This window comes from Erwinia sp. S38 (assembly GCF_016624545.1).
Taxonomy (GTDB): domain Bacteria; phylum Pseudomonadota; class Gammaproteobacteria; order Enterobacterales; family Enterobacteriaceae; genus Erwinia; species Erwinia coffeiphila.
Map to the genome: position 1 here is coordinate 274,739 of NZ_JACVTS010000005.1, position 22,326 is coordinate 297,064.

Here is a 22,326-nt window from a genome sequence, read left to right on the forward strand (position 1 = left end):
GTGATTGACAGCACCGCCGTAATTCACCCAAGTTCGATCGTTGAAGAAGGTGCCGTCATAGGCGCTGGCGTTCAGATTGGTCCCTTTTGCGTCGTAGGCGCTAATGTATCAATCGGTGAAGGCACGATTCTCAAATCGCACGTCGTGGTGAATGGCCATACCCGTATTGGTAAGGACAACACCATTTACCAGTTTGCCTCCATCGGTGAGGTAAACCAGGATCTGAAATACGCCGGTGAACCTACCCGTGTTGAGATTGGCGATCGTAACCGCATTCGCGAGAGCGTAACCATCCATCGTGGTACTGCTCAGGCAGAAGGCGTGACCAAACTGGGTGATGATAATTTGCTGATGGTGAATGCGCATATTGCCCATGACTGCGTCGTTGGCAATCGCTGTATCCTGGCGAACAATGCCACGCTGGCAGGCCACGTTACCGTCGATGACTTCGCGATTATCGGTGGTATGACGGCGGTGCATCAGTTCTGCATTATTGGCGCGCATGTGATGGTCGGCGGCTGTTCCGGTGTAGCGCAGGACGTTCCTCCTTACGTTATCGCCCAGGGCAATCACGCAACGCCATTTGGTATTAACCTTGTGGGTCTGCAGCGCCGTGGCTTCAGCAAAGATGCCCTGCACGCAATCCGTAATGCTTACAAGCTGCTGTACCGCAGCGGTAAGACGCTGGATGAAGTGAAGCCAGAGATTGCAGAGCTGGCGAAAGCGCACCCTGAAGTTCAGCCTTTCTATGACTTCTTTGCGCGCTCGACCCGGGGTCTGATTCGTTAACTCATGCCTAAGCATCCCTTAACGATTGCCCTCGTCGCCGGAGAAACCTCCGGCGATATTCTTGGTGCCGGTCTGATCCGTGCACTGAAGGCAAAGCATCCTGATGCCCGTTTCGTTGGCGTAGCGGGCCCGCTGATGCAGGCCGAAGGCTGCGAAGCGTGGTATGAGATGGAAGAGTTAGCCGTGATGGGTATCGTCGAGGTACTCGGACGGCTGCGCCGTATCCTGCATATCCGCCGGGATTTGACTGCCCGCTTTACCGAGCTGAAGCCCGATGTTTTCGTCGGTATTGATGCGCCCGATTTCAATATTACGCTGGAAGAACGCCTGAAACAGCGCGGTATTCGAACGATCCATTATGTCAGCCCGTCAGTCTGGGCATGGCGGCAAAAGCGGGTATTTAAAATAGGCCGTGCTACCGATCTGGTGCTGGCCTTCCTGCCGTTTGAAAAAGCCTTTTATGACCGCTTTAATGTACCCTGCCGCTTTATCGGCCATACGATGGCCGATGCGATGCCGATAGAGCCTGATAAGCTGGCTGCGCGGCAGGAACTGGGCATCGCGCCCGATGCGCTTTGCCTCGCTCTGCTGCCGGGCAGCCGCAATGCCGAAGTGGAAATGCTCAGCGCAGATTTCCTGCGTACCGCCATGCTGCTGCGGCAAAAATACCCGCAGCTGGAGGTGGTTGTTCCGCTGGTCAATCCGCGCCGCCGCGAGCAGTTTGAAAAGATAAAAGCCGACGTTGCGCCGGATTTGACCATGCATTTGCTGGATGGCAAAGGCCGCACAGCAATGGTGGCCAGCGATGCCGCACTGCTTGCCTCCGGCACTGCCGCGCTGGAGTGTATGCTGGCGAAATGCCCGATGGTCGTGGGCTACCGTATGAAGCCGTTCACTTTCTGGCTGGCGAAACGCCTGGTGAAAACGGACTATGTTTCACTGCCCAATCTTCTGGCAGGCCGGGAACTGGTGAAAGAGCTGTTGCAGGATGAGTGTGAACCGCAGAAACTGGCTGCAGCGCTGGAACCACTGTTGTTCAACGGTGAAGCTCGTCAACAGTTACTGGCGACCTTTACCGAGTTGCACCACCAAATCCGCTGGAATGCGGATGAACAGGCTGCGGCCGCCGTACTGGAGCTGTGTCCATGAGTGATTTTATTTATCCCAACGCCGCGCTGATTGCTGGCGTTGATGAAGTTGGGCGTGGCCCGCTTGTCGGTGCCGTGGTAACCGCGGCGGTGATCCTCGATCCTGCGAACCCGATTCAGGGGCTGGCCGATTCGAAAAAGCTGTCTGAAAAGCGGCGGCTGGCGTTGTACGATGAAATCGTCGAAAAAGCGCTGAGCTGGAGTCTGGGACGAGCGGAACCGGAAGAGATCGACCAGATCAATATCCTGCATGCCACTATGCTGGCCATGCAGCGTGCCGTGGCCGGTCTGCACATCACGCCTGATTTCGTGTTGATCGACGGCAATCGCTGCCCGGCGCTGGCGATGCCCAGCCAGGCCGTGGTCAAAGGGGATAGCCTGGTGCGTGAAATCAGTGCGGCGTCCATTATTGCCAAGGTCACGCGTGACCGCGAGATGGCCGAGCTGGATCTGCAGTATCCTGAATACGGTTTTGCCCGGCACAAAGGCTATCCAACGGCGCTGCATATGGAAAAACTGACGCAGCACGGTGCAACGCCGCATCATCGCCGCAGTTTTGCTCCGGTGCGCAATGCGCTGCTGGACGCCGAAATTGCCGCGACGCGTTCCCGTACGCTGTAATCTTCCCCTTCAGTTTTAACGGAATCCCAGATGGCCGAACCTCGTTTTATTCATTTACGCGTTCACAGCGACTACTCCATGATCGATGGACTGGCGAAGACGGGCCCGTTGGTGAAAAATGCGGCGAAAATGGGTATGCCGGCTATTGGTATCACCGATTTCACCAACCTGTGCGGGCTGGTCAAGTTTTACGGGACTGCACACGGGCAGGGAATGAAGCCGATTATCGGCGCAGATTTCAACGTTGCCAGCCCGCTGATGGGCGATGAACTGAGCCAGCTGACCGTCCTTGCCGCAGACAATGAAGGCTATCAAAATCTTACCCTGCTGATTTCCCGCGCCTACCAGCGTGGCTACGGACCGGCGGGCCCGACCATTGACCGCGACTGGCTGATGGAGCACCAGCAGGGCATTATTCTGCTCTCCGGTGGGCGGCGCGGTGACGTCGGCAAAATGCTGCTGCGCGGCAATCCCACCGGCGTTGCCGAGTGCCTGAGCTTCTACCAGACTCATTTCCCGGATCGTTACTATCTGGAACTGATCCGCACCGGCCGTCAGGATGAAGAAGTTTACCTGCATGCGGCGGTCGATCTGGCGATTGCTGAAGGGATACCGGTAGTGGCAACCAACGAAGTCTGCTTCCTGCAGGAAGATGACTTTGACGCCCATGAGATCCGCGTGGCGATCCACGACGGCTTCACGCTTGACGATCCCAAGCGCCCTAAAAACTACAGCCCGCAGCAGTATATGCGGACGGAAGAGGAGATGTGCGAGCTGTTCTCGGACATCCCGGAAGCGCTGGAAAACAGCGTGGAAATTGCCCGCCGCTGTAACGTGACCATCCGCCTGGGTGAATACTTCCTGCCGCAGTTCCCGACCGGTGAAATGACCACCGAAGATTTCCTGGTGATGAAATCGAAAGAGGGGCTGGAAGAGCGTCTGGAATTCCTGTTCCCTGATGAACAGCTGCGTACCGAACGCCGGCCGGAATATGACGAGCGTCTGGATGTTGAACTCAACGTTATCAACCAGATGGGGTTTCCTGGTTACTTCCTTATCGTGATGGAGTTTATCCAGTGGTCGAAGGACAATGACGTGCCGGTGGGGCCGGGGCGTGGTTCCGGTGCCGGTTCGCTGGTGGCGTATGCGCTGAAAATCACCGACCTCGATCCGCTGGAGTTTGACCTGCTGTTCGAACGCTTCCTCAACCCTGAACGTGTTTCCATGCCGGACTTCGACGTTGACTTCTGTATGGAGAAGCGCGACCTGGTCATTGATCACGTGGCGGAAATGTACGGACGTGAGGCGGTATCACAGATCATTACCTTCGGTACGATGGCGGCGAAGGCGGTTATCCGCGATGTGGGGCGCGTGCTCGGGCATCCGTACGGCTTCGTCGATCGTATTTCCAAGCTGGTGCCGCCCGATCCGGGGATGACGCTGGAAAAAGCCTTTGCCGCAGAGCCGCAGCTGCCGGAAATCTATGAGGCAGATGAAGAGGTTAAAGCGCTGATTGATATGGCGCGCAAGCTGGAAGGCGTCACACGTAACGCCGGTAAGCACGCCGGGGGCGTCGTTATCGCGCCCACTAAAATTACCGACTTTGCGCCACTTTACTGTGATGAAAACGGCAACCACCCCGTTACTCAGTATGATAAGAATGACGTGGAATACGCAGGGCTGGTCAAGTTCGACTTCCTCGGCCTGCGTACGCTGACGATCATTGACTGGGCGTTGGGAATGATCAACGCGCGGCGTAAAAAAGAGGGGCTTGAGCCGATCGATATCGCGGCCATCCCGCTTGAAGACCAGAAAAGCTTCGACATGCTGCAGCGTTCGGAAACCACTGCGGTCTTCCAGCTTGAATCGCGCGGCATGAAGGATCTGATTAAGCGCCTGAAGCCCGACTGCTTCGAAGACATGATCGCTCTGGTTGCCCTGTTCCGTCCCGGGCCGCTGCAATCCGGCATGGTAGATAACTTTATTGACCGTAAGCACGGACGTGAGGAAATCTCCTATCCTGATATTCAGTGGCAGCACGAGTCGCTGAAGCCGGTGCTGGAACCCACCTACGGCATCATCCTGTATCAGGAACAGGTTATGCAGATTGCCCAGGTGCTGGCGGGATACAGTCTGGGCGGCGCGGACATGCTGCGTCGTGCAATGGGTAAAAAGAACCCGGTTGAAATGGCCAAGCAGCGCGGCGGCTTTGAAGACGGCGCGAAAGCTCGCGGCGTTGACGGCGAACTGGCGATTAAGATCTTTGACCTGGTGGAGAAATTCGCCGGGTACGGCTTTAACAAATCACACTCCGCCGCCTATGCGCTGGTTTCTTATCAGACCCTGTGGCTGAAGGCGCACTATCCGGCCGAGTTTATGGCTGCGGTAATGACCGCCGATATGGACAACACCGAGAAGGTGGTTGGCCTGGTGGATGAGTGCTGGCGTATGGGCCTCAAGGTGCTGCCGCCGGATATTAACTCCGGGCTGTATCAGTTCCACGTCAATGACGATGGTGAAATCGTTTACGGCATCGGAGCGATTAAGGGCGTCGGCGAAGGCCCGATCGAAGCGATCATTGAGGCGCGTAACGAGGGAGGATACTTCCGCGAGCTGTTCGACCTCTGCGCCCGTACCGACACCAAAAAGCTGAACAAGCGGGTGTTGGAAAAACTGATTATGTCCGGTGCGTTTGACCGCCTGGGGCCACACCGTGCCGCGCTGATGAGTGCGCTGCCCGATGCGCTGAAGGCTGCCGATCAGCATGCGAAAGCAGAAGCGATTGGCCAGGCGGATATGTTTGGCGTGCTGGCGGAAGCGCCTGAGCAGGTAGAAAAGTCCTATTCTGACGTCACACCCTGGCCTGAACAGATCCAGCTGGATGGCGAAAGAGAGACTTTAGGGCTTTACTTAACCGGTCACCCGATTAATCAGTATTTAAAAGAAATTGAGCGCTATGTCGGTGGACTGCGCCTGAAAGACATGCACCCGACCGAACGTGGCAAAATGACCACTGCGGCCGGTCTGGTGGTGGCGGCCCGCGTAATGGTAACAAAACGCGGTAACCGGATTGGTATCTGTACACTTGACGACCGTTCGGGTCGTCTGGAAGTGATGTTATTTACAGATGCGTTAGATAAATTCCAGCATATGCTGGAAAAAGACCGTATCCTGATCGTCAGCGGACAGGTCAGCTTTGATGACTTCAACGGCGGGCTTAAAATGATGGCCCGAGATATGATGGACATCGACGAAGCACGCGAAAAATATGCGCGTGGACTTGCTATATCGCTGACGGACAGGCAAATTGATGACCAGCTTTTGAACCGTCTCCGTCAATCCCTGGAACCCCATCGTTCGGGGACAATTCCGGTACATCTCTACTATCAGAGAGAGGATGCGCGGGCGAAGTTGCGCTTTGGCGCGACCTGGCGCGTGTCGCCCAGCGATCGTTTATTAAACGATCTGCGGTCGTTGATAGGATCGGAGCAGGTGGAACTGGAGTTTGACTAAAACAGGATTATTATGAGTCTTAATTACCTGGATTTTGAACAGCCAATCGCAGAGCTTGAAGCGAAAATTGATTCACTGAAATCGGTTGGCCGTCAGGATGAAAAACTGGATATTAATCTGGATGAAGAAGTTCAGCGTCTGCGCGATAAAAGCGTGGAACTGACCCGTAAAATCTTCTCCGATTTAGGTGCATGGCAGATCGCGCAGCTTGCGCGTCATCCGCTGCGTCCTTATACGCTGGATTATGTTCGTAACGTTTTCACCGATTTTGATGAGCTGGCGGGCGACCGTGCCTATGCCGATGATAAAGCCATTGTTGGCGGCATCGCTCGTCTGGAAGGCCGTCCGGTGATGATCATTGGTCATCAGAAAGGGCGTGAAACCAAAGAGAAAATTCGCCGTAACTTCGGCATGCCGGCACCGGAAGGTTACCGTAAAGCGCTGCGTCTGATGGAGATGGCCGAGCGTTTTAATATGCCTATCGTCACCTTTATCGATACCCCTGGTGCTTATCCGGGTGTGGGTGCGGAAGAGCGCGGTCAGTCTGAAGCTATCGCCCGTAACCTGCGTGAGATGTCCGGTCTGAAAGTGCCGGTTATCTGTACGGTGATTGGTGAAGGTGGTTCAGGTGGTGCACTCGCTATCGGCGTGGGCGACAAAGTGAACATGCTGCAGTACAGCACCTACTCGGTGATCTCACCGGAAGGCTGCGCATCGATTCTGTGGAAAAGCGCTGACAAAGCGCCGCTGGCTGCGGAAGCGATGGGGATTATTGCCCCACGTCTGAAAGAGCTGAACCTGATCGATACCGTGATCCCGGAACCGCTGGGCGGCGCGCACCGTAATCCACTGGCGATTGCTGATTCTCTGAAAGCGCAGCTGCTTTCAGATCTGGCGGAGCTGGATGCATTAAGCAAAGAGGAACTGCTGGATCGTCGCTATCAGCGCCTGATGAACTACGGTTACGCTTAATTTTGTACCCGTCGTGATAAAGGCCCCTCAGGGGCCTTTTTTGTCTCAGAATTTTCACAATTCATGCTATCTGTAATCTTACCCGAGTCATGTTAGCCTTTTTTTGCTAACTCACTAAAAGGAAGGGATATTATGGATATCAATCGTCGTAAATTAGCCATGGGATTACTGACCCTCCCGGCCGTTGCCGTCGTTGGCGGCTGCGTTTCAGCAGAAAAGCCCCACAAAGATAAAACCTTCGATCGGATGGCACTCAATCAGCTGAGCGACCAGCTGGAGGATCGCCACACGGCCGATATTCTGGCCCCGTTTATTCTGGATGCAGCTTTTAACATGACACCACCGACCGGCCGGATACAGGAGGCCAGCATGGTGATGGCTTTCGCCTTCGGCAACCGGCCTAATCCTGAACACGATCCCAATAAGCTTGCTTTGCCAGGACCGATGAATCGGGTGCTGGCCCAGTGCTGTGCTGCCGTATGGCGTAAAAAACGCATGCCGCTCTATCTGCAATGGGAAATTGCACGCTGGATGGAATCCTCCGAATTCTCGGATATTCCACGAAGTGACATTATTTCTATTGAGCCCTACTGGGATGAAGACGGTAAGCTGATTTATCTCAGCACTGATGGTGTTGTGCAGGAAATTATTAATAAGTACTTTTCCGGCGATCCTGCAAAAATGGGCAAGGCTGCGATCGTGGGTCATCGCGACCATGTTAAACGTTGCATTATGACCTGTGCGGCGCGTCAGGTGCGTGGGTTTGCACCCGGGGGAATTTCCCTGCCGCGATGGTATGACCCACAGTCAGATCAACCCTGGACCCGGCGTCGCGATCTTTATGTGCTACAGGACATTACCGCGCAGCTGTCGATGAGCGCCCAGGCAAACATTGCTAAGGCTTACCCGCAGGGATAAGCGCAAGAGGATGCGATCCGCTATGCTTACAGTTTGACTGCAGGGTCAACCGGTCTTGACCAGGCGGAAGCAATCTTCCGCCTTTGTATGCAGATGGAGGTAAGCATTGAACATTATCGCGATCGTAGGACCGCACAACGTTTTTTATAAAGATGAACCGATCCGGCAGCTGGATGCCGCACTGCAATTACAGGGCTTCCAGACCATCTATCCGCACGATGCTGCGGACCTGCTGAAGCTGATTGAACATAACCCGCGAATAAGCGGCGTGATTTTTGACTGGGACGAGCACAGCTTCGAACTGTGCAGCGAAATCAATCAGCTTAACGAATACCTGCCGCTGTACGCCTTTATCAATACCCATTCGACGATGGACGTCAGCATCAATGAGATGCGTATGGCAATCTGGTTCTTCGAATACGCGCTCAACGCGGCGGAAGAGATAGCCCAGCGGATCAGGCAGTACACCGATGAGTATCTGGAAAACATCACGCCGCCGCTGACCCGCGCGCTGTTCACCTACGTTAAAGAAGGAAAGTACACCTTCTGTACCCCCGGACACATGGCCGGAACGGCTTTCCAGAAAAGTCCGGTAGGTTGCCTGTTTTACGATTTCTTTGGCGCAAACACCCTGAAGGCGGATATTTCTATCTCGGTGACCGAACTGGGATCGCTGCTCGACCATACCGGTCCGCATCTTGAGGCCGAAGAATATGTTGCCCGTACCTTCGGCGCCGAGCAGAGCTATATGGTCACTAACGGAACCTCGACCTCAAATAAAATCGTCGGCATGTATGCAGCCCCCGCCGGAAGCACCGTGCTGGTCGATCGTAACTGCCATAAATCGCTGACCCATTTGCTGATGATGAGTGATGTTATTCCGGTATGGCTGAAGCCGACGCGCAACGCTCTGGGGATACTTGGCGGTATACCGAAACGAGAGTTCACCAGAGAGAGCATTGAACAGAAAGTGGCCCGGACGCCGCGTGCCAGCTGGCCGGTCCACGCGGTGATTACCAATTCAACCTACGACGGGCTGCTGTATAACACGCAGTATATTAAGGAGACGCTGGACGTTCCCTCTATCCACTTTGATTCTGCCTGGGTGCCGTATACCAATTTTCATCCTATCTATAGCGGGCTGAGCGGCATGAGCGGCGATAGAACGGCGGGGAAAGTGATTTATGAAACGCAGTCGACGCATAAACTGCTGGCCGCTTTCTCGCAGGCGTCGCTGATCCACATTAAGGGCGACTACGATGAACAGACCTTTAATGAGGTCTATATGATGCACACCACCACGTCGCCCAATTATTCAATCGTCGCTTCCATTGAAACGGCGGCGGCCATGCTGCGCGGTAATCCCGGTAAGCGGCTGATTAACCGTTCGGTTGAGAGGGCACTGCATTTCCGCCGTGAAATCCAGCGACTGCGCGAAGAGTCAGACGGTTGGTTCTTCGATATCTGGCAGCCGGAAGGCATTGATGAACCGGAATGCTGGCCGATCCAACCGGGTGAGGAGGACTGGCACGGCTTTCGCGATGCGGATGCCGATCATATGTACCTTGATCCGATCAAAGTCACTATTCTGACTCCCGGTATGAGCGAGCTTGGCGAGATGGCGGAAGAGGGGATTCCGGCGGCGCTGGTGGCGAAATTCCTCGATCAGCGCGGTATCGTGGTGGAGAAAACCGGGCCTTACAATCTGCTGTTCCTGTTCAGTATTGGCATTGATAAAACCAAAGCGATGAGCGTGCTGCGCGGGTTGACGGAGTTCAAGCGGGCCTACGATCTTAACCTGCGGGTCAAAAATATGCTGCCGGATCTGTATGCGGAAGATCCGGACTTTTATCGCAATATGCGTATTCAGGATCTGGCGAAGGGGATCCACTCGCTGATCTGCCAGCATGATCTACCACGACTGATGCTGCAGGCGTTTGCCGTACTGCCGGAGATGAAACTTACCCCACACCAGATGTTCCAGCAGCAGGTTAAGGGCAATGTTGAAACCGTGGATATCAGCGAGCTGGTGGGGCGGATCTCGGCCAATATGATCCTGCCCTATCCGCCGGGCGTACCGGTGGTAATGCCGGGTGAGATGATCACCGCTGAAAGCCGCGCCGTGCTCGATTTTCTGTTGATGCTGTGTTCGGTGGGGGAGCGCTATCCCGGCTTTGAAACGGATATACACGGTGCCACTCTTACCGAGGACGGGCAGTATCTGGTGCGGGTGCTGAAAGATGACGCGGTAATTTAGGCCGTTTACGGAATCTCACCCGTTGCGGTCAGGTTCGTCGCTGCGTAAGGTACTGCTAAACAGCATTGATTCAGGTGACAGTATGTCCGGTTTACAGTTAAAGCAGGTGCATCATATCGCGATTATTGCGCGAAACTATCCGCTCAGCCGAGCGTTTTACTGCGATATTCTGGGTTTTACGCTCATGGCAGAGGTCTATCGCGAAGCGCGTGATTCCTGGAAGGGCGATCTGGCACTGAACGGCAGCTATGTGATTGAGCTTTTTTCGTTCCCTGAACCCCCGTCGCGGCCTTCGCGGCCGGAAGCCTGCGGCCTGCGCCATCTTGCATTCAGCGTGGAGGATATTGATGCCGCCACGCAGTATCTGAGCGAACGCGGCGTGATCTGTGAAGATATTCGCATCGATCCGCTGACCGGCAAGCGTTTTACCTTCTTCAGCGATCCTGACGGTTTGCCCCTGGAACTGTATCAGGCTTAAAATAGGAACGTCCAAACCCGGCGTACCGCGCCGGGTGTTCTCTTTAGGATTACCATGTCAGATCTTGCTCATCTCGAACGCTCACTGACGGCAGAGCAGCGCGTACTGCTGGCCTACAGCGGCGGTCTGGATTCAACCGTGCTGCTTCATCAGCTGGTGCAGCTGCGCCAGCAGTGGCCGACGCTGCGACTGCGGGCGCTACACGTTCATCATGGTCTTAGCCCGCTGGCGGACGGCTGGGTGGCACATTGCCGCCGCCAGTGTGCGGAGTGGCAGGTGCCGCTGGAGGTGGTGAAGGTGACGGTTGATGTGCGGCAGGGGGGCATTGAGTCGGCGGCGAGAAGCGCACGCTATCAGGCGCTGGCTCAGCACATCGATCCGAAGGAAACGCTGTTGACCGCGCAACACCGGGACGATCAGAGTGAAACCCTGCTGCTGGCGCTCAAACGCGGTAGCGGCCCGGCGGGCCTGGCGGCCATGTCACCGGTGCAGATGCGCGGTGACAATCTGCATCTGCGCCCGCTGCTGGATTTCAGTCGTCAGCAGCTTGAGGCGTGGGCCGCGCGCTATCGGCTCAGTTGGATTGAAGATGAGAGTAATCAGGACACGCGCTATGACCGCAACTTCCTGCGCTTGGAGATATTGCCGTTACTGAATGAACGCTGGCCACACTTTTCTGCCGCAGCTGCCCGCAGCGCCGCACTGTGCGGCGAACAGGAGCAGCTGCTTGACGAGCTGCTGGCCGAGTCGCTCGATGCGCTGATCGCCGAAGACGGAAGCCTGGGTTTTACGCCGCTGTTGAGTATGAGCCCGGTCCGCCGCGCTGCGCTGCTGCGGCGCTGGATTGCGCGGCAAAACGGTGTGATGCCCTCGCGGGAAGGGCTGGAGCGGCTGTGGCAGGAGGTGGTGCTGAGCCGTGAAGATGCCACGCCGTGCCTGCGACTTGGAGTTTCTGAAGTTCGTCGTTTTCGCGATCGTCTGTGGTGGTTACGCCCATCTGAACCGCTGGCCGAACGTCAGATCGACTGGGCTGCACCCTGGCTACCGTTGACGTTACCGGCGGAGCTGGGGCAGCTGACTGTAGATGATGATGGGATTTTGCTGCGCCGGCCGCAGTCATCGGAAACGGTCAGCGTACGATTTCAGGCGCGGGGCTCGTTTCATATCGTGGGCCGTGCGGGCAGCCGCCCGTTGAAAAAACTCTGGCAGGAGGCCGGTATTCCGCCCTGGCGGCGTGAACGTATACCGCTGCTGTTTTATGGTGAACAGCTGATTGCCGCGCTGGGAGTATTTGTGACCCATGAAGGGGCGCCATCTTCAGCGGAAACCGCCTGGCGGATACGCTGGCAACAATGAATTCAGGGAGTGCTATGTTGAAAAAAAGCCTGACGGCAGCGATGTTTGTGTTAACCAGCCTGCCGGTTATTGCGGCGGGTGACAGCAGCGCCGGACAGCAAAAATCCGCAGCCTGTATGGCCTGCCATGGTGCAGACGGTAAAGCCGCTGCGCCGATCTACCCTAATCTGGCTGGGCAGAATGAGGCGTATCTTGGACTGGCGCTACACGCATATAAAACTGGCGCCCGCAGTGGCGGACAGGCTGAGGTGATGAAGGCGTTTGTTGCCGGTCTCAGTGATGAAGATATCGATGATTTAGCGGCGTACTACGCGGGCCTGAAGCCCTGACGGGGCAGGGGCGAGGTGTTTCCGCCCCTGTTATGATTGACGTGTGGGTTAATCTGACTCGCTGACCACGACGGTGCCGAGGTCGGGATGGCTGAAACTGGCAATATGATCGAGGCGGAGGTCGCTGGTTTCACCGGCAATCTCCACCGTCAGGTACTCAACGTTTTTCCGCGACAGAATGTCTTTCGCTTTGGCTTTTAACTGCTCGCCGCTCTTCAGCGTCAGCGCCAGCGTCCAGTGTTTTTGGCAGGCGAGTTCCAGGCTGTCGTAGTCATCACAGTTGATCGGTTTGTAGGCTTCATTCGTCAACATAGTCGCTCACCAATAAGTTAGCGGCAGCAAAGGCTGCCTGTTCCCTGATGGAAGAGTTTAGCTCAGGATTCCCGGCTATTTCATCGAGTGCTTTCAATACGCAGGCCAGAGCATCCGGCACGTATCCCAGATCGCCACTGCCGATCTCGGCATATTTACGGCGAACTAATTCACAATAGTTTTGCACTTGCACCTCCTTCAGAGTGTTTCTCTGACTAACATCGACTATAGCACAGGCTTTTATCGGAAATCAGCCGGGTACGGGTGAATTGCTTCGCCATCGGTTACAATGACCGGTAACGAAGATAAGGATACCTATGGCACTGAAAGCAACGATTTACAAAGCGACGGTTAACGTCGCGGATATGGACCGCAATGTATTTATTGACCAGGTACTGACGCTGGCGCGTCACCCGTCTGAAACCGAAGAGCGTCTGATGCTACGACTGCTGGCGTGGATGGTTCATGCCCATGAACGTTTAACCTTTACCCGCGGCTTAAGCGCCGAGGATGAGCCGGAAATCTGGCAGCTTAACGATCATAACGGCATTGACCTGTGGGTAGAGCTGGGGCTGCCCGAAGAACGGCGTATTAAAAAAGCCTGCAGTCGTTCGCAGCACGTCTGGCTGTATGCCTATAACTGGCGTGCGGCACAGCCCTGGTGGCAGCAAAACCAGAATAAACTAGCGCAGCAGGATAATTTGTCTATTCGTTACCTGAACGATGAACAGCTCAGCGCGCTTACCCAGCTTGCATCCCGTTCCATGCAGTTACAGGCAACCATCCAGGATGGCACAATCTGGCTATCTGATGATACCCACCACCTTGAAATTCAGTTTGAGACGTGGTTGGATGCAGGTAAGAAGCCATGATTATTCTTTCACGTAATGTCACCATTCCCGACGCTGAAATCGACATTACTGCGATTCGCGCGCAGGGGGCGGGTGGGCAACACGTGAATAAAAGCTCTACGGCCATTCATCTGCGTTTTGATATCCGGGCTTCCAGCCTGCCCGAGTTTTATCAGTCGCGCATGCTGGCCGTCAGTCATCATTTGATTACGCCTGAGGGCATCGTGATTATCAAGGCGCAGGAGTATCGCAGCCAGGACATGAACCGTGAGGCAGCATTAAAAAGGCTGGAGAATTTAATCCTTGAGCTGACGGTTGTTGAAAAGGTTCGACGCAGTACGCGCCCGACGCTGGCATCTAAAAAGCGCAGGCTGGAGAGTAAAGCGCGTAAATCGTCGACCAAATCGCTTCGCGGCAAAGTTCGAAGCGACTAACGGACCGTGGGTCCACTTATTCAGGCAGCAGGAGATGCGATGAAAACGGTTTTGTTAAGTTTCAGTGCCGCACTGGTACTTGCCACGCTGATTGGCTGTAATAACCATCAGCCCGCGCAGCAGTACGCGGCACTGGAGCCGATGCGTCAGAGCTATAGCGGGCTAATGCCCTGTGGGCAAAACTGCCGCGACAGCGAATCTTCGCTTTTCCTGGCCGCTGATGGCAGCTATGTACTGGAGCAGCGAGAAACGGGTGCCAATGGAATGCGGTTTGCTCAATACGGCAAGTGGGCGCGCACGGCAGACACGTTAACGCTGGTGGCGATGAACGGCGAGAAACAGCTGTTCCGCCCAACGGAAGAGGGACTTGAGGTGTTATCGGTCCGTGGCGTGCCACTGAGTAATCAGCAGCGCTATCATTTAACCGCCCGTTCGCAACAGCCCGCCAGCTAAGCGTCTTTCTCCGCTTAAAACAAAACGGCCACCGCATTAGCGATGGCCGTTTTCGTTAATAAACCAGTGAATTACTTCGCCAGTTCGGCAACCAGGAACTCAACGATTTCGTTGGTTTTGATCATACGCTTCTCACCTTCGCGGCGGGATTTGTACTCAATTTCTTCGCTGTCGAGATTACGATCGCCAATCACGATGGTATGCGGCACGCCAATCAGTTCCATATCGGCAAACATCACACCCGGACGCTCTTTACGGTCGTCAAGGATCACATCAACGCCTTTGGCACGCAGCGTGCTGTACAGCTCTTCCGCCAGCTCTTTCACGCGGAACGATTTCTGCATGTTCATTGGCAGGATCGCGACCTGGAACGGTGCCAGCGCGGCTGGCCAGATGATGCCGCGTTCATCGTGGTTCTGCTCAATTGCCGCCGCCACGACGCGGGTAATACCGATACCGTAGCAGCCCATGGTCATAATCTGGTTACGGCCATCTTCACCCTGTACGGAAGCTTTCATCGCTTCCGAGTATTTGGTGCCGAGCTGGAAGATATGACCCACCTCGATACCACGCTTAATCTGCAGCGTCCCTTTCCCGTCCGGGCTGGCATCGCCTTCCACGACGTTGCGGATATCCGCGACGCGCGGCAGCGGCAAATCGCGCTCCCAGTTAATACCCGAGAAGTGTTTGTGATCGATGTTCGCACCGGCGCTGAAGTCGCTCATCGCGGCAACGGTACGGTCTGCGACGATTGGCATTGGCAGGCCAACAGGACCGAGCGAACCCGGGCCAGCGCTTACCAGCGTACGGATTTCTTCTTCGGTCGCGAAGGTCAGGGGTGCCGCAACGATATCAATTTTCTCAGCTTTGACTTCGTTCAGTTCGTGGTCGCCGCGAACCAGCAGGGCAACCAGCGTGTGGCCGCTCTCTTCTGTCGCTTTCACCATCAGCGTTTTCACGGTTTTCTCAACCGGCAGATTAAACTGCTCAACCAGCTCGGCGATGGTTTTCGCATTTGGCGTATCGAACTCTGCCATGGCCTGAGTGGGTGCTGCACGGCCACCGGCTGGTGCTACCGCTTCCGCTTTTTCCATATTGGCCGCGTAATCTGACTCGGTGGAGAACACCACATCGTCTTCACCGCTTTGTGCCAGCACCTGGAACTCGTGGGAAGCGCTACCGCCGATTGAACCGGTATCGGCATCAACCGCACGGAAGTTCAGTCCCATACGGGTGAAGCTCTGGCTGTAAGCGCGATACATCGCGTCGTAGGTTTCCTGCAGCGATTCCTGCGTGGTGTGGAATGAGTAAGCGTCTTTCATGATAAATTCGCGCGAACGCATCACGCCAAAGCGCGGGCGGACTTCATCGCGGAATTTCGTCTGGATCTGGAATACATTCAGCGGCAGCTGTTTGTAGGAGCTCAGCTCGTTGCGGATCAGGTCGGTAACTACTTCTTCATGCGTTGGGCCGAGTACAAAAGGACGATCGCCGCGATCGACAAAGCGCAGCAGCTCCGGACCGTACTGCTCCCAGCGGCCGCTCTCCTGCCAGAGATCGGCAGGCTGGACAACCGGCATCGAAATCTCAATGGCACCGGCGTTGTTCATCTCTTCGCGCACGATGTTTTCAACTTTTTTCAGCACGCGCAGGCCGGTCGGTAACCAGGTATAAAGGCCGGATGCCAGTTTGCGGATCATCCCGGCGCGCAGCATCAGCTGGTGGCTGATCACTTCAGCGTCGGCAGGTGTCTCCTTTTGAGTGGAGAGCAGGTATTGAGTAGTACGCATGAGTTACGATTCCATATGAACGGAAGAGAGTCAAAAAACGTGGCGGCTAGTGTACCAGCGTGTCGGGTGAGTCAAAAGATGCCGGACTAAATTAACGTGGGTCGATAGCGATAACTTCGGTACCCGCAAGGGTGACACGCCAGCGCACGTTAAAATCCAGCAGCCAGGCAGCATATTCCCGATCCGGCTCTTCGCCTTTACGGTAGGCCGGCCGAGGGTCCTGTGCCAGCACCTGAGAAATAAAACGCTCAAGATGTGGATAACGAAACAGATGTTGTGCCAACTGTTCCTGGGCTGCCGGAGTAAAGAAAACGGCCATATCTGCTGCGGGGGCCTGTTGGGCAAAACCCGCGCGCGCATCGGGCAGGGCTTCGGCAAAAGGCAAATAGGGTTTGATATCGACAATCGGCGTGCCGTCGACCAGATCGAGGCTGCCCAGCTCCAGAATAACCTGCTGCTGTTCATAGCGGATACCTTTCAGCTCAACCAGGGACATCCCGACTGGATTAGGGCGAAAGGTTGATCGGGTAGCAAATACGCCCATACGTGCATTACCGCCCAGACGCGGTGGTCGTACGGTAGGGCGCCAGCCACCTTCCATGGTTTGATGGAAAATAAACAGCAGCCAGAGATGGCTGAATGTCTCAAGGCCTCTCACCGCTTCCGGCTGGTTATAGGGAGGTAAAAGACGCAGTTCACCACCGCCGTCCTCAATCAGACCAGGCTGTCTGGGAACGGCAAATTTCTCCTTCCAGGGGGAATAAATAGTACCAATTTGCTGGAAGGAGAATGACGACATTTACTCTGCGACTCTTATGGCTGAACCCTGACATGTGGCTTCGCGGTAGCAACCGGGTAAGCCACTCAATACTTCGCAGCTTTGCATCAGCAGGGCATTACCTGACAGTGCGGCAGCGCGTTTTTGCATTTGCTGGCGAACGTTTACCAGATTAGGTGGGAAATCATTCGCTTGAATCTGGCAATCATCACCTGAAACGCCACCTAGCGCAAGAAACGCTTTACCGTTCAGCGCTTCAACGCTGTTATAAATAGCAATACTCGGGCTGGTGGTGTTGGTCAGCATTTTTTTGGCTGGAGTAGCGTGCTGAACGGGTGTTGCAGCCTGGAGCGGCTTAGTTTTATGAGACTGTGCAGTACAACCTGCCAGAGCCATAGCCAGCAAACAAAATGTAATAAGACGCATGGAAAATCCCTTTTATGTTAATTGTGGGGGCTGAATATAACAACCCCATAATTAACCCGCAATCTTACTAAGTAATTAAAAAATAATGATTTTAATCTTCGTTTTTAGCGATATTTTACGGCCTGGCTCTTACTTTTTGTCATAGGTTGCGAGATGAAATATCGCAATAAATTCTTGAGGGTTCTGGCTGAGTGGACCAATAACGATTGTTAATTGGAGACTTTCAGTGCCGAGCCCTGACAAATCGCCTGGCGGTAGCATCCCTGTGCTGAACTCACAATTTCACACTTGTGCAGCAGTACAGCATTGGCCTTCATGCCTGAAGCCCGGACCTGCATGCGCTTGCGTGCAGTCGCAATATTCGGTGGAGAGTCCTGGGTGCTGCTTTGGCAGTCATCACCGTACACTTCTCCGAGATCGCGGAAAGGCTTGCTGACCAGTTCAGCCGCATCGGTATACAGTTTTACCGGAGCTGGATGAGCGGTAGGTTTAGCACGAGCAGGTTCCGTTTGCGCTGGTTTCTCGATTGGCGTGATGGGCTGGTAGGGTTTCTGCAGCAGCGAACAACCTGTCAGCGACAGGGCCAGCAAACAGAGCGGCAAAACACGCATGGGGAATCCTCATGTTCGGTAAAAGTGGCGTTATTGAAGCAAGCCGTAGCAGAAATAACAAGGGGAGAGCGGGATATGCAGAACGAGAGTCGTTTATTCGTAAAACATGCAGGCCGCTGGCACGGCCTGCATTAAGGTATTACCAGCCTTTAACCGCGCCGCCGTTAAAGGTTTTGTTAGCCGCTTCGTTAACTTCGTCAGACTGATAGGCCTGAACGAATTTCTTCACGTTTTCTGCGTCTTTATTATCTTCGCGCGCAACGATCAGGTTAACGTATGGGGAGTTTTTATCTTCTACGAAGATACCGTCTTTCGCCGGGGTCAGGCCGATCTGGCTGGCGTAGGTCGTGTTAATCACCGCCAGTGCGATCTGCTGATCGTCCAGGGAGCGCGGCAGCTGTGGCGCTTCCAGCTCAACCAGCTTGATGTTTTTCGGGTTCTCAACAACATCCAGTGAGGTTGGCAGCAGACCAACGCCATCTTTCAGTTTAATCAGGCCCACTTTCTGCAGCAGCAGCAGTGAACGACCCAGGTTGGTTGGATCGTTTGGAATGGCAACCTGCGCGCCTTCCTGCAGTTCATCCAGTGATTTGATTTTTTTCGAATAGCCGGCAATCGGATAAACGAAGGAGTTACCCACGGAAACCAGTTTGTAGCCACGATCTTTGATCTGCTGATCGAGGTATGGCTTATGCTGGAAGGCATTGACGTCAATATCGCCTTTGCTCAGTGCTTCGTTAGGCAGTACATAGTCGTTAAACGTCACCAGCTCCACGTTCAGGCCATATTTCTCTTTCGCCACTTTCTGTGCCACTTCAGCAACCTGCTGCTCGGCACCAACAATCACACCCACCTTGATGTGGTTTGGATCTTTCTCTTTCTGATCGCAGCCAACCAGAGCCAGAGTACCGATAAGTGCGCCTACGGCAGCAAACGTTTTAAAATTAAAAGACATGCCCCTTCCTTAAATAACGAATATTACTGTTGTGTTTACTTATGAGTGACCGCGCGAACAATGCGATCGCCGCCAAACTGAATCAAATACACCAGAACAACCAGCAGGACTAAAACGGTATTCATCACCGTGGCGTTATAACCAATATAGCCATACTGATAGCCAATCTGTCCCAGGCCGCCTGCGCCCACTGCACCGCCCATTGCGGAGTAACCCACCAGGGTGATCAAAGTAATAGTAGCTGCATTCACCAGACCCGGCAGCGCTTCCGGTAGCAGAACCTTACAGATGATTTGCAGCGGGGTTGCGCCCATGGCGCGCGAGGCTTCAATCAGACCGGTTGGCAGCTCCAGCAGGGTGTTTTCCACCATACGTGCAATAAACGGTGCCGCACCAATGGTCAACGGTACAATCGCCGCCTGAAGACCGATTGAAGTTCCGACAATCATTCGGGTGAATGGAATCATCCACACCAGCAGTATAATGAAAGGGATCGAGCGGAAGATGTTAACCACCGCCGACAGCACGCGATAGAGTTTTGCGTTGGCGATAATCTGTCCCGGGCGGGTAACATACAGCAGTACGCCGACCGGCAGACCGATAACAAAACCGAAAAAGCCGGAGACAAAGGTCATCATAAGGGTTTCCCAGATGCCGCGGCCCATTAACCACATCATTGCCTCAGACATAACCTAGTACCTCTACCTTTACGTGATTTTGCTGCAGAAACGCGATAGCGGCCTTGGTATCGTCGGCGCTACCGTGGATTTCGGCCAGCATAATGCCGAACTTGACGCCGCCTGCGTAATCCATCTGCGCGCTGATAATGTTGTTGTTCACATTGAAACGGCGGGCGGATTCAGACAACAGTGGCGCATCTACCGACTGGCCGGTAAATTCCAGACGCAGTAAAGGAACGGTATTCTCACGGGCTTCAGGGGACAGGCGCTGAAGGTAATCTTCAGGAATATCCAGATGCAGTGTGGACTGAATAAACTGTTGGGCCAGCGGCGTCTTAGGATGGGAGAAGACCTCGCTTACCGTATCCTGTTCAATCAGCTTGCCGTCACTAATCACCGCGACGCAGTCACAGATGCGTTTCACCACATCCATTTCATGAGTGATTAGCAGGATGGTGATACCCAGGCGGCGGTTAATATCCTTCAGCAATTCAAGAATTGAACGCGTGGTTGCCGGATCGAGGGCGCTGGTAGCCTCATCGCACAGCAGAACTTTTGGATTGCTGGCCAGTGCGCGAGCAATTGCCACACGTTGCTTCTGACCGCCGGAAAGGTTGGCAGGCCAGGAGTCATACTTATCGGCCAGGCCGACCAGTTCCAGCAACTCAACCACGCGGTTCTTTATTTCTGCTTTCGACATATTGCCCAACTCCAGCGGCAGCGCAACGTTGCCTGCAACAGTTCGGGAGTTCAGCAGATTAAAATGCTGGAAGATCATGCCAATCTGGCGGCGTGCCAGCGTCAGCTGTGTTGATGAGAGCGTGGTGAGATCCTGATTATCGACCAGCACTTTACCGGAGGTCGGGCGCTCCAGCAGATTCACACAGCGAATAAGGGTACTTTTACCGGCACCAGAAGCACCGATAACCCCGTAAATTTGCCCGGCAGGCACGTGCAGGCTGACATCGGACAGCGCTGTAATCGTACGTGAACCCTGCTGGAACACTTTGGTGATATTTGAAAGTTTTATCATTGCTTTATTTATTATCGTGATGGGGGTTGTCCGTGGCGTTCATTCTTACTTATGCATTCAGCAGTAAAGCAGAACGCAACTGGATGTTAAGGCATCCAGACGTCTAAATCAATCGAAGTCATTCAAACTGGCATTCTCTCTTCTATGGCAATCGTGAGATACTCTATGGCAAATTTTTTAGCAGGAGTGACTACGTGGCTACCAATGTCCCGGCAATTTTTCTCGATCGTGATGGCACCATTAATATCGATCATGGTTATGTTTCAGAAAGCGACAACTTTGAGTTTATCGATGGCGTGATTGAAGCCATGGCCGAATTAAAGAAGATGGGTTTCGCGCTGGTGCTGGTGACCAACCAGTCTGGTATCGCCCGCGGTATGTTTACCGAAGATCAGTTTATGCACCTGACCGAGTGGATGGACTGGTCGCTCGCCGATCGTGATGTCGATCTCGATGGCATCTATTTCTGCCCACATCATCCTGAAGCTGTAGTAGAAGAGCTTCGTCAAAACTGTGACTGCCGTAAACCGCAGCCGGGAATGCTGCTGTCTGCACAGCAGGAATTGCACATTGATATGGCCGCTTCTTATATGGTTGGCGACAAAATAGAGGACATGATGGCAGGTGCGGCGGCTGGAGTGGGTAAAAAAGTACTGGTTCGCACCGGGAAGCCCGTTACCGCCGAGGGTGAAAAAGCGGCAGACTGGGTGCTAAATAGCCTTGCAGAGCTGCCTGCGCGCATCAAACAGGGCTAAAAAGCAGCGTTTCGCGCGAAGTTTCAGCAAGCAGATAAAAACTTAATATTTCTGCTTGCGTTCCCGCTCGGCCTCCCTATAATGCGCAACCACTGAGACGGCACAGCGACTGACAGGTCAGCCACTCAGGAGGTTCGGGAAGTCTCTGAACCGCCGGAAAAAACTTCTCAAAAAGAAGTTGACTCCGAAGGAGGAAAGCGTAATATACGCCACCTCGCAGCAGTACGCTCCGGCGACTTGCTGCACTGCTCTTTAACAATTTATCAGACAATCTGTGTGGGCACTCGCAGGATTGATATCAACGTCTCCGGACGTAAAAAATATCAAGTCTCACGAGTGAACACATAATGAAATTCATTATGACGTTTTACAGATGAGCATCGCTGAACGTGTTTCAGCAAATCAAGCTTTTAATTGAAGAGTTTGATCATGGCTCAGATTGAACGCTGGCGGCAGGCCTAACACATGCAAGTCGAACGGTAGCACAGAGAGCTTGCTCTTGGGTGACGAGTGGCGGACGGGTGAGTAATGTCTGGGAAACTGCCCGATGGAGGGGGATAACTACTGGAAACGGTAGCTAATACCGCATAACGTCTTCGGACCAAAGTGGGGGACCTTCGGGCCTCACACCATCGGATGTGCCCAGATGGGATTAGCTAGTAGGTGGGGTAATGGCTCACCTAGGCGACGATCCCTAGCTGGTCTGAGAGGATGACCAGCCACACTGGAACTGAGACACGGTCCAGACTCCTACGGGAGGCAGCAGTGGGGAATATTGCACAATGGGCGCAAGCCTGATGCAGCCATGCCGCGTGTATGAAGAAGGCCTTCGGGTTGTAAAGTACTTTCAGCGGGGAGGAAGGCGAT

General features: G+C 54.3%; 23 protein-coding genes and 1 rRNA gene. 15 read left to right on the forward strand and 9 right to left on the reverse strand.

Annotated features, from left to right (window positions below; all coding sequences use genetic code 11):
• The 10 genes from lpxA (at position 1) to IBT46_RS08455 (ending at position 12,381) form a co-directional block, all read left to right on the forward strand.
• Positions 1 to 789, forward strand: coding sequence for an acyl-ACP--UDP-N-acetylglucosamine O-acyltransferase (lpxA, locus tag IBT46_RS08410; RefSeq protein ID WP_200545305.1), 789 nt, complete (start codon positions 1 to 3; stop codon positions 787 to 789).
• 3 nt (positions 790 to 792) lie between these two features.
• A complete protein-coding gene (gene lpxB, locus IBT46_RS08415; protein WP_200545306.1) occupies positions 793 to 1,938 on the forward strand; it encodes a lipid-A-disaccharide synthase in 1,146 nt (381 codons plus the stop codon).
• A complete protein-coding gene (gene rnhB / locus IBT46_RS08420; protein WP_200545307.1) occupies positions 1,935 to 2,558 on the forward strand; it encodes a ribonuclease HII in 624 nt (207 codons plus the stop codon). The genes lpxB and rnhB overlap by 4 nt, the downstream gene beginning before the upstream one ends.
• A 30-nt stretch (positions 2,559 to 2,588) precedes the next feature.
• Positions 2,589 to 6,071 (forward strand): DNA polymerase III subunit alpha, encoded by a 3,483-nt coding sequence (gene dnaE, locus IBT46_RS08425; protein ID WP_200545308.1) that lies wholly within the window; start codon positions 2,589 to 2,591, stop codon positions 6,069 to 6,071.
• A 12-nt stretch (positions 6,072 to 6,083) separates the two neighbouring features.
• Positions 6,084 to 7,043 (forward strand): acetyl-CoA carboxylase carboxyl transferase subunit alpha, encoded by a 960-nt coding sequence (gene accA / locus IBT46_RS08430; protein WP_200545309.1) that lies wholly within the window; start codon positions 6,084 to 6,086, stop codon positions 7,041 to 7,043.
• A gap of 132 nt (positions 7,044 to 7,175) precedes the next feature.
• Entirely contained in the window at positions 7,176 to 7,961 is a 786-nt protein-coding gene (locus IBT46_RS08435; protein WP_234480025.1) for a hypothetical protein, read from the forward strand.
• Between the two features lie 106 nt (positions 7,962 to 8,067).
• Positions 8,068 to 10,218, forward strand: a complete 2,151-nt coding sequence (locus tag IBT46_RS08440) for a lysine decarboxylase LdcC (protein ID WP_200545310.1) — start codon at positions 8,068 to 8,070, stop codon at positions 10,216 to 10,218.
• Between the two features lie 82 nt (positions 10,219 to 10,300).
• A complete protein-coding gene (locus IBT46_RS08445; RefSeq protein WP_200545311.1) occupies positions 10,301 to 10,696 on the forward strand; it encodes a VOC family protein in 396 nt (131 codons plus the stop codon).
• A 54-nt stretch (positions 10,697 to 10,750) separates the two neighbouring features.
• Positions 10,751 to 12,052 (forward strand): tRNA lysidine(34) synthetase TilS, encoded by a 1,302-nt coding sequence (tilS, locus tag IBT46_RS08450; protein WP_200545312.1) that lies wholly within the window; start codon positions 10,751 to 10,753, stop codon positions 12,050 to 12,052.
• 14 nt (positions 12,053 to 12,066) lie between these two features.
• Positions 12,067 to 12,381, forward strand: coding sequence for a cytochrome c (locus tag IBT46_RS08455; RefSeq protein WP_200545313.1), 315 nt, complete (start codon positions 12,067 to 12,069; stop codon positions 12,379 to 12,381).
• A 48-nt stretch (positions 12,382 to 12,429) separates the two neighbouring features.
• On the opposite strand, the gene rof is transcribed toward IBT46_RS08455, so the two are convergent.
• On the reverse strand, positions 12,430 to 12,693 hold the full coding sequence (gene rof / locus IBT46_RS08460) for a Rho-binding antiterminator (protein WP_105595461.1): 264 nt from the start codon (positions 12,691 to 12,693) through the stop codon (positions 12,430 to 12,432).
• Positions 12,680 to 12,880 (reverse strand): YaeP family protein, encoded by a 201-nt coding sequence (locus IBT46_RS08465; protein ID WP_105595462.1) that lies wholly within the window; start codon positions 12,878 to 12,880, stop codon positions 12,680 to 12,682. The genes rof and IBT46_RS08465 overlap by 14 nt, the downstream gene beginning before the upstream one ends.
• Positions 12,881 to 13,010: 130 nt before the next feature.
• Here IBT46_RS08465 and IBT46_RS08470 point away from each other — a divergent pair, with 130 nt between their 5' ends.
• From IBT46_RS08470 to IBT46_RS08480, 3 genes are read left to right on the forward strand one after another with little or no spacing between them, the layout of a single operon-like run.
• Entirely contained in the window at positions 13,011 to 13,565 is a 555-nt protein-coding gene (locus tag IBT46_RS08470; protein WP_105595463.1) for a YaeQ family protein, read from the forward strand.
• Positions 13,562 to 13,978: an alternative ribosome rescue aminoacyl-tRNA hydrolase ArfB gene (gene arfB, locus IBT46_RS08475; RefSeq protein ID WP_200545314.1), complete on the forward strand. Its 417-nt coding sequence runs from the start codon at positions 13,562 to 13,564 to the stop codon at positions 13,976 to 13,978. The genes IBT46_RS08470 and arfB overlap by 4 nt, the downstream gene beginning before the upstream one ends.
• 39 nt (positions 13,979 to 14,017) lie before the next feature.
• The gene (locus IBT46_RS08480; RefSeq protein ID WP_105595465.1) at positions 14,018 to 14,431 is read left to right on the forward strand and encodes a copper resistance protein NlpE N-terminal domain-containing protein; all 414 of its coding nucleotides are present in this window, start codon (positions 14,018 to 14,020) and stop codon (positions 14,429 to 14,431) included.
• Between the two features lie 71 nt (positions 14,432 to 14,502).
• Here the strand turns inward: IBT46_RS08480 and proS are convergent, their stop codons facing one another.
• From proS to metN, 7 genes are all read right to left on the reverse strand, one after another.
• Positions 14,503 to 16,221 (reverse strand): proline--tRNA ligase, encoded by a 1,719-nt coding sequence (gene proS / locus IBT46_RS08485; protein WP_200545315.1) that lies wholly within the window; start codon positions 16,219 to 16,221, stop codon positions 14,503 to 14,505.
• A 91-nt stretch (positions 16,222 to 16,312) separates the two neighbouring features.
• Positions 16,313 to 17,020 carry a tRNA (N6-threonylcarbamoyladenosine(37)-N6)-methyltransferase TrmO gene (gene tsaA / locus IBT46_RS08490; protein WP_200545316.1) on the reverse strand — a complete coding sequence of 236 codons (708 nt, stop codon included), beginning with the start codon at positions 17,018 to 17,020 and terminating at the stop codon, positions 16,313 to 16,315.
• Positions 17,021 to 17,425, reverse strand: coding sequence for an Rcs stress response system protein RcsF (gene rcsF / locus IBT46_RS08495; protein ID WP_200545317.1), 405 nt, complete (start codon positions 17,423 to 17,425; stop codon positions 17,021 to 17,023).
• Between the two features lie 209 nt (positions 17,426 to 17,634).
• Positions 17,635 to 18,036, reverse strand: coding sequence for an Rcs stress response system protein RcsF (gene rcsF, locus IBT46_RS08500; protein WP_200545318.1), 402 nt, complete (start codon positions 18,034 to 18,036; stop codon positions 17,635 to 17,637).
• A 139-nt stretch (positions 18,037 to 18,175) separates the two neighbouring features.
• Complete coding sequence (locus IBT46_RS08505; RefSeq protein WP_200545319.1) at positions 18,176 to 18,991, reverse strand: MetQ/NlpA family lipoprotein; 816 nt, start codon at positions 18,989 to 18,991, stop codon at positions 18,176 to 18,178.
• A gap of 35 nt (positions 18,992 to 19,026) precedes the next feature.
• Positions 19,027 to 19,680, reverse strand: coding sequence for a methionine ABC transporter permease MetI (locus IBT46_RS08510; protein WP_105595471.1), 654 nt, complete (start codon positions 19,678 to 19,680; stop codon positions 19,027 to 19,029).
• A complete protein-coding gene (gene metN, locus IBT46_RS08515; RefSeq protein ID WP_200545320.1) occupies positions 19,673 to 20,704 on the reverse strand; it encodes a methionine ABC transporter ATP-binding protein MetN in 1,032 nt (343 codons plus the stop codon). Before metN ends, IBT46_RS08510 begins: the two co-directional genes overlap by 8 nt.
• A gap of 194 nt (positions 20,705 to 20,898) precedes the next feature.
• Between metN and gmhB the strand changes: the two genes are divergently transcribed.
• Positions 20,899 to 21,459, forward strand: a complete 561-nt coding sequence (gene gmhB / locus IBT46_RS08520) for a D-glycero-beta-D-manno-heptose 1,7-bisphosphate 7-phosphatase (RefSeq protein ID WP_105595473.1) — start codon at positions 20,899 to 20,901, stop codon at positions 21,457 to 21,459.
• A gap of 411 nt (positions 21,460 to 21,870) precedes the next feature.
• A 16S ribosomal RNA gene (locus tag IBT46_RS08525) occupies positions 21,871 to 22,326 on the forward strand; the annotation flags it as partial.

Excerpts from the sequence above, each read along its gene's own strand:
- IBT46_RS08480 (WP_105595465.1), top strand. The coding sequence starts at position 14,018 with ATGAAAACGGTTTTGTTAAGTTTCAGTGCCGCACTGGTACTTGCCACG.
- IBT46_RS08435 (WP_234480025.1), top strand. The coding sequence starts at position 7,176 with ATGGATATCAATCGTCGTAAATTAGCCATGGGATTACTGACCCTCCCG.
- rnhB (WP_200545307.1), top strand. The coding sequence starts at position 1,935 with ATGAGTGATTTTATTTATCCCAACGCCGCGCTGATTGCTGGCGTTGAT.
- accA (WP_200545309.1), top strand. The coding sequence starts at position 6,084 with ATGAGTCTTAATTACCTGGATTTTGAACAGCCAATCGCAGAGCTTGAA.
- rcsF (WP_200545318.1), bottom strand. The coding sequence starts at position 18,036 with ATGCGTGTTTTGCCGCTCTGTTTGCTGGCCCTGTCGCTGACAGGTTGT.
- rcsF (WP_200545317.1), bottom strand. The coding sequence starts at position 17,425 with ATGCGTCTTATTACATTTTGTTTGCTGGCTATGGCTCTGGCAGGTTGT.
- proS (WP_200545315.1), bottom strand. The coding sequence starts at position 16,221 with ATGCGTACTACTCAATACCTGCTCTCCACTCAAAAGGAGACACCTGCC.
- IBT46_RS08470 (WP_105595463.1), top strand. The coding sequence starts at position 13,011 with ATGGCACTGAAAGCAACGATTTACAAAGCGACGGTTAACGTCGCGGAT.
- metN (WP_200545320.1), bottom strand. The coding sequence starts at position 20,704 with ATGATAAAACTTTCAAATATCACCAAAGTGTTCCAGCAGGGTTCACGT.
- tsaA (WP_200545316.1), bottom strand. The coding sequence starts at position 17,020 with ATGTCGTCATTCTCCTTCCAGCAAATTGGTACTATTTATTCCCCCTGG.
- IBT46_RS08510 (WP_105595471.1), bottom strand. The coding sequence starts at position 19,680 with ATGTCTGAGGCAATGATGTGGTTAATGGGCCGCGGCATCTGGGAAACC.
- dnaE (WP_200545308.1), top strand. The coding sequence starts at position 2,589 with ATGGCCGAACCTCGTTTTATTCATTTACGCGTTCACAGCGACTACTCC.
- arfB (WP_200545314.1), top strand. The coding sequence starts at position 13,562 with ATGATTATTCTTTCACGTAATGTCACCATTCCCGACGCTGAAATCGAC.
- tilS (WP_200545312.1), top strand. The coding sequence starts at position 10,751 with ATGTCAGATCTTGCTCATCTCGAACGCTCACTGACGGCAGAGCAGCGC.
- IBT46_RS08505 (WP_200545319.1), bottom strand. The coding sequence starts at position 18,991 with ATGTCTTTTAATTTTAAAACGTTTGCTGCCGTAGGCGCACTTATCGGT.
- rof (WP_105595461.1), bottom strand. The coding sequence starts at position 12,693 with ATGTTGACGAATGAAGCCTACAAACCGATCAACTGTGATGACTACGAC.
- lpxB (WP_200545306.1), top strand. The coding sequence starts at position 793 with ATGCCTAAGCATCCCTTAACGATTGCCCTCGTCGCCGGAGAAACCTCC.
- IBT46_RS08445 (WP_200545311.1), top strand. The coding sequence starts at position 10,301 with ATGTCCGGTTTACAGTTAAAGCAGGTGCATCATATCGCGATTATTGCG.
- IBT46_RS08455 (WP_200545313.1), top strand. The coding sequence starts at position 12,067 with ATGTTGAAAAAAAGCCTGACGGCAGCGATGTTTGTGTTAACCAGCCTG.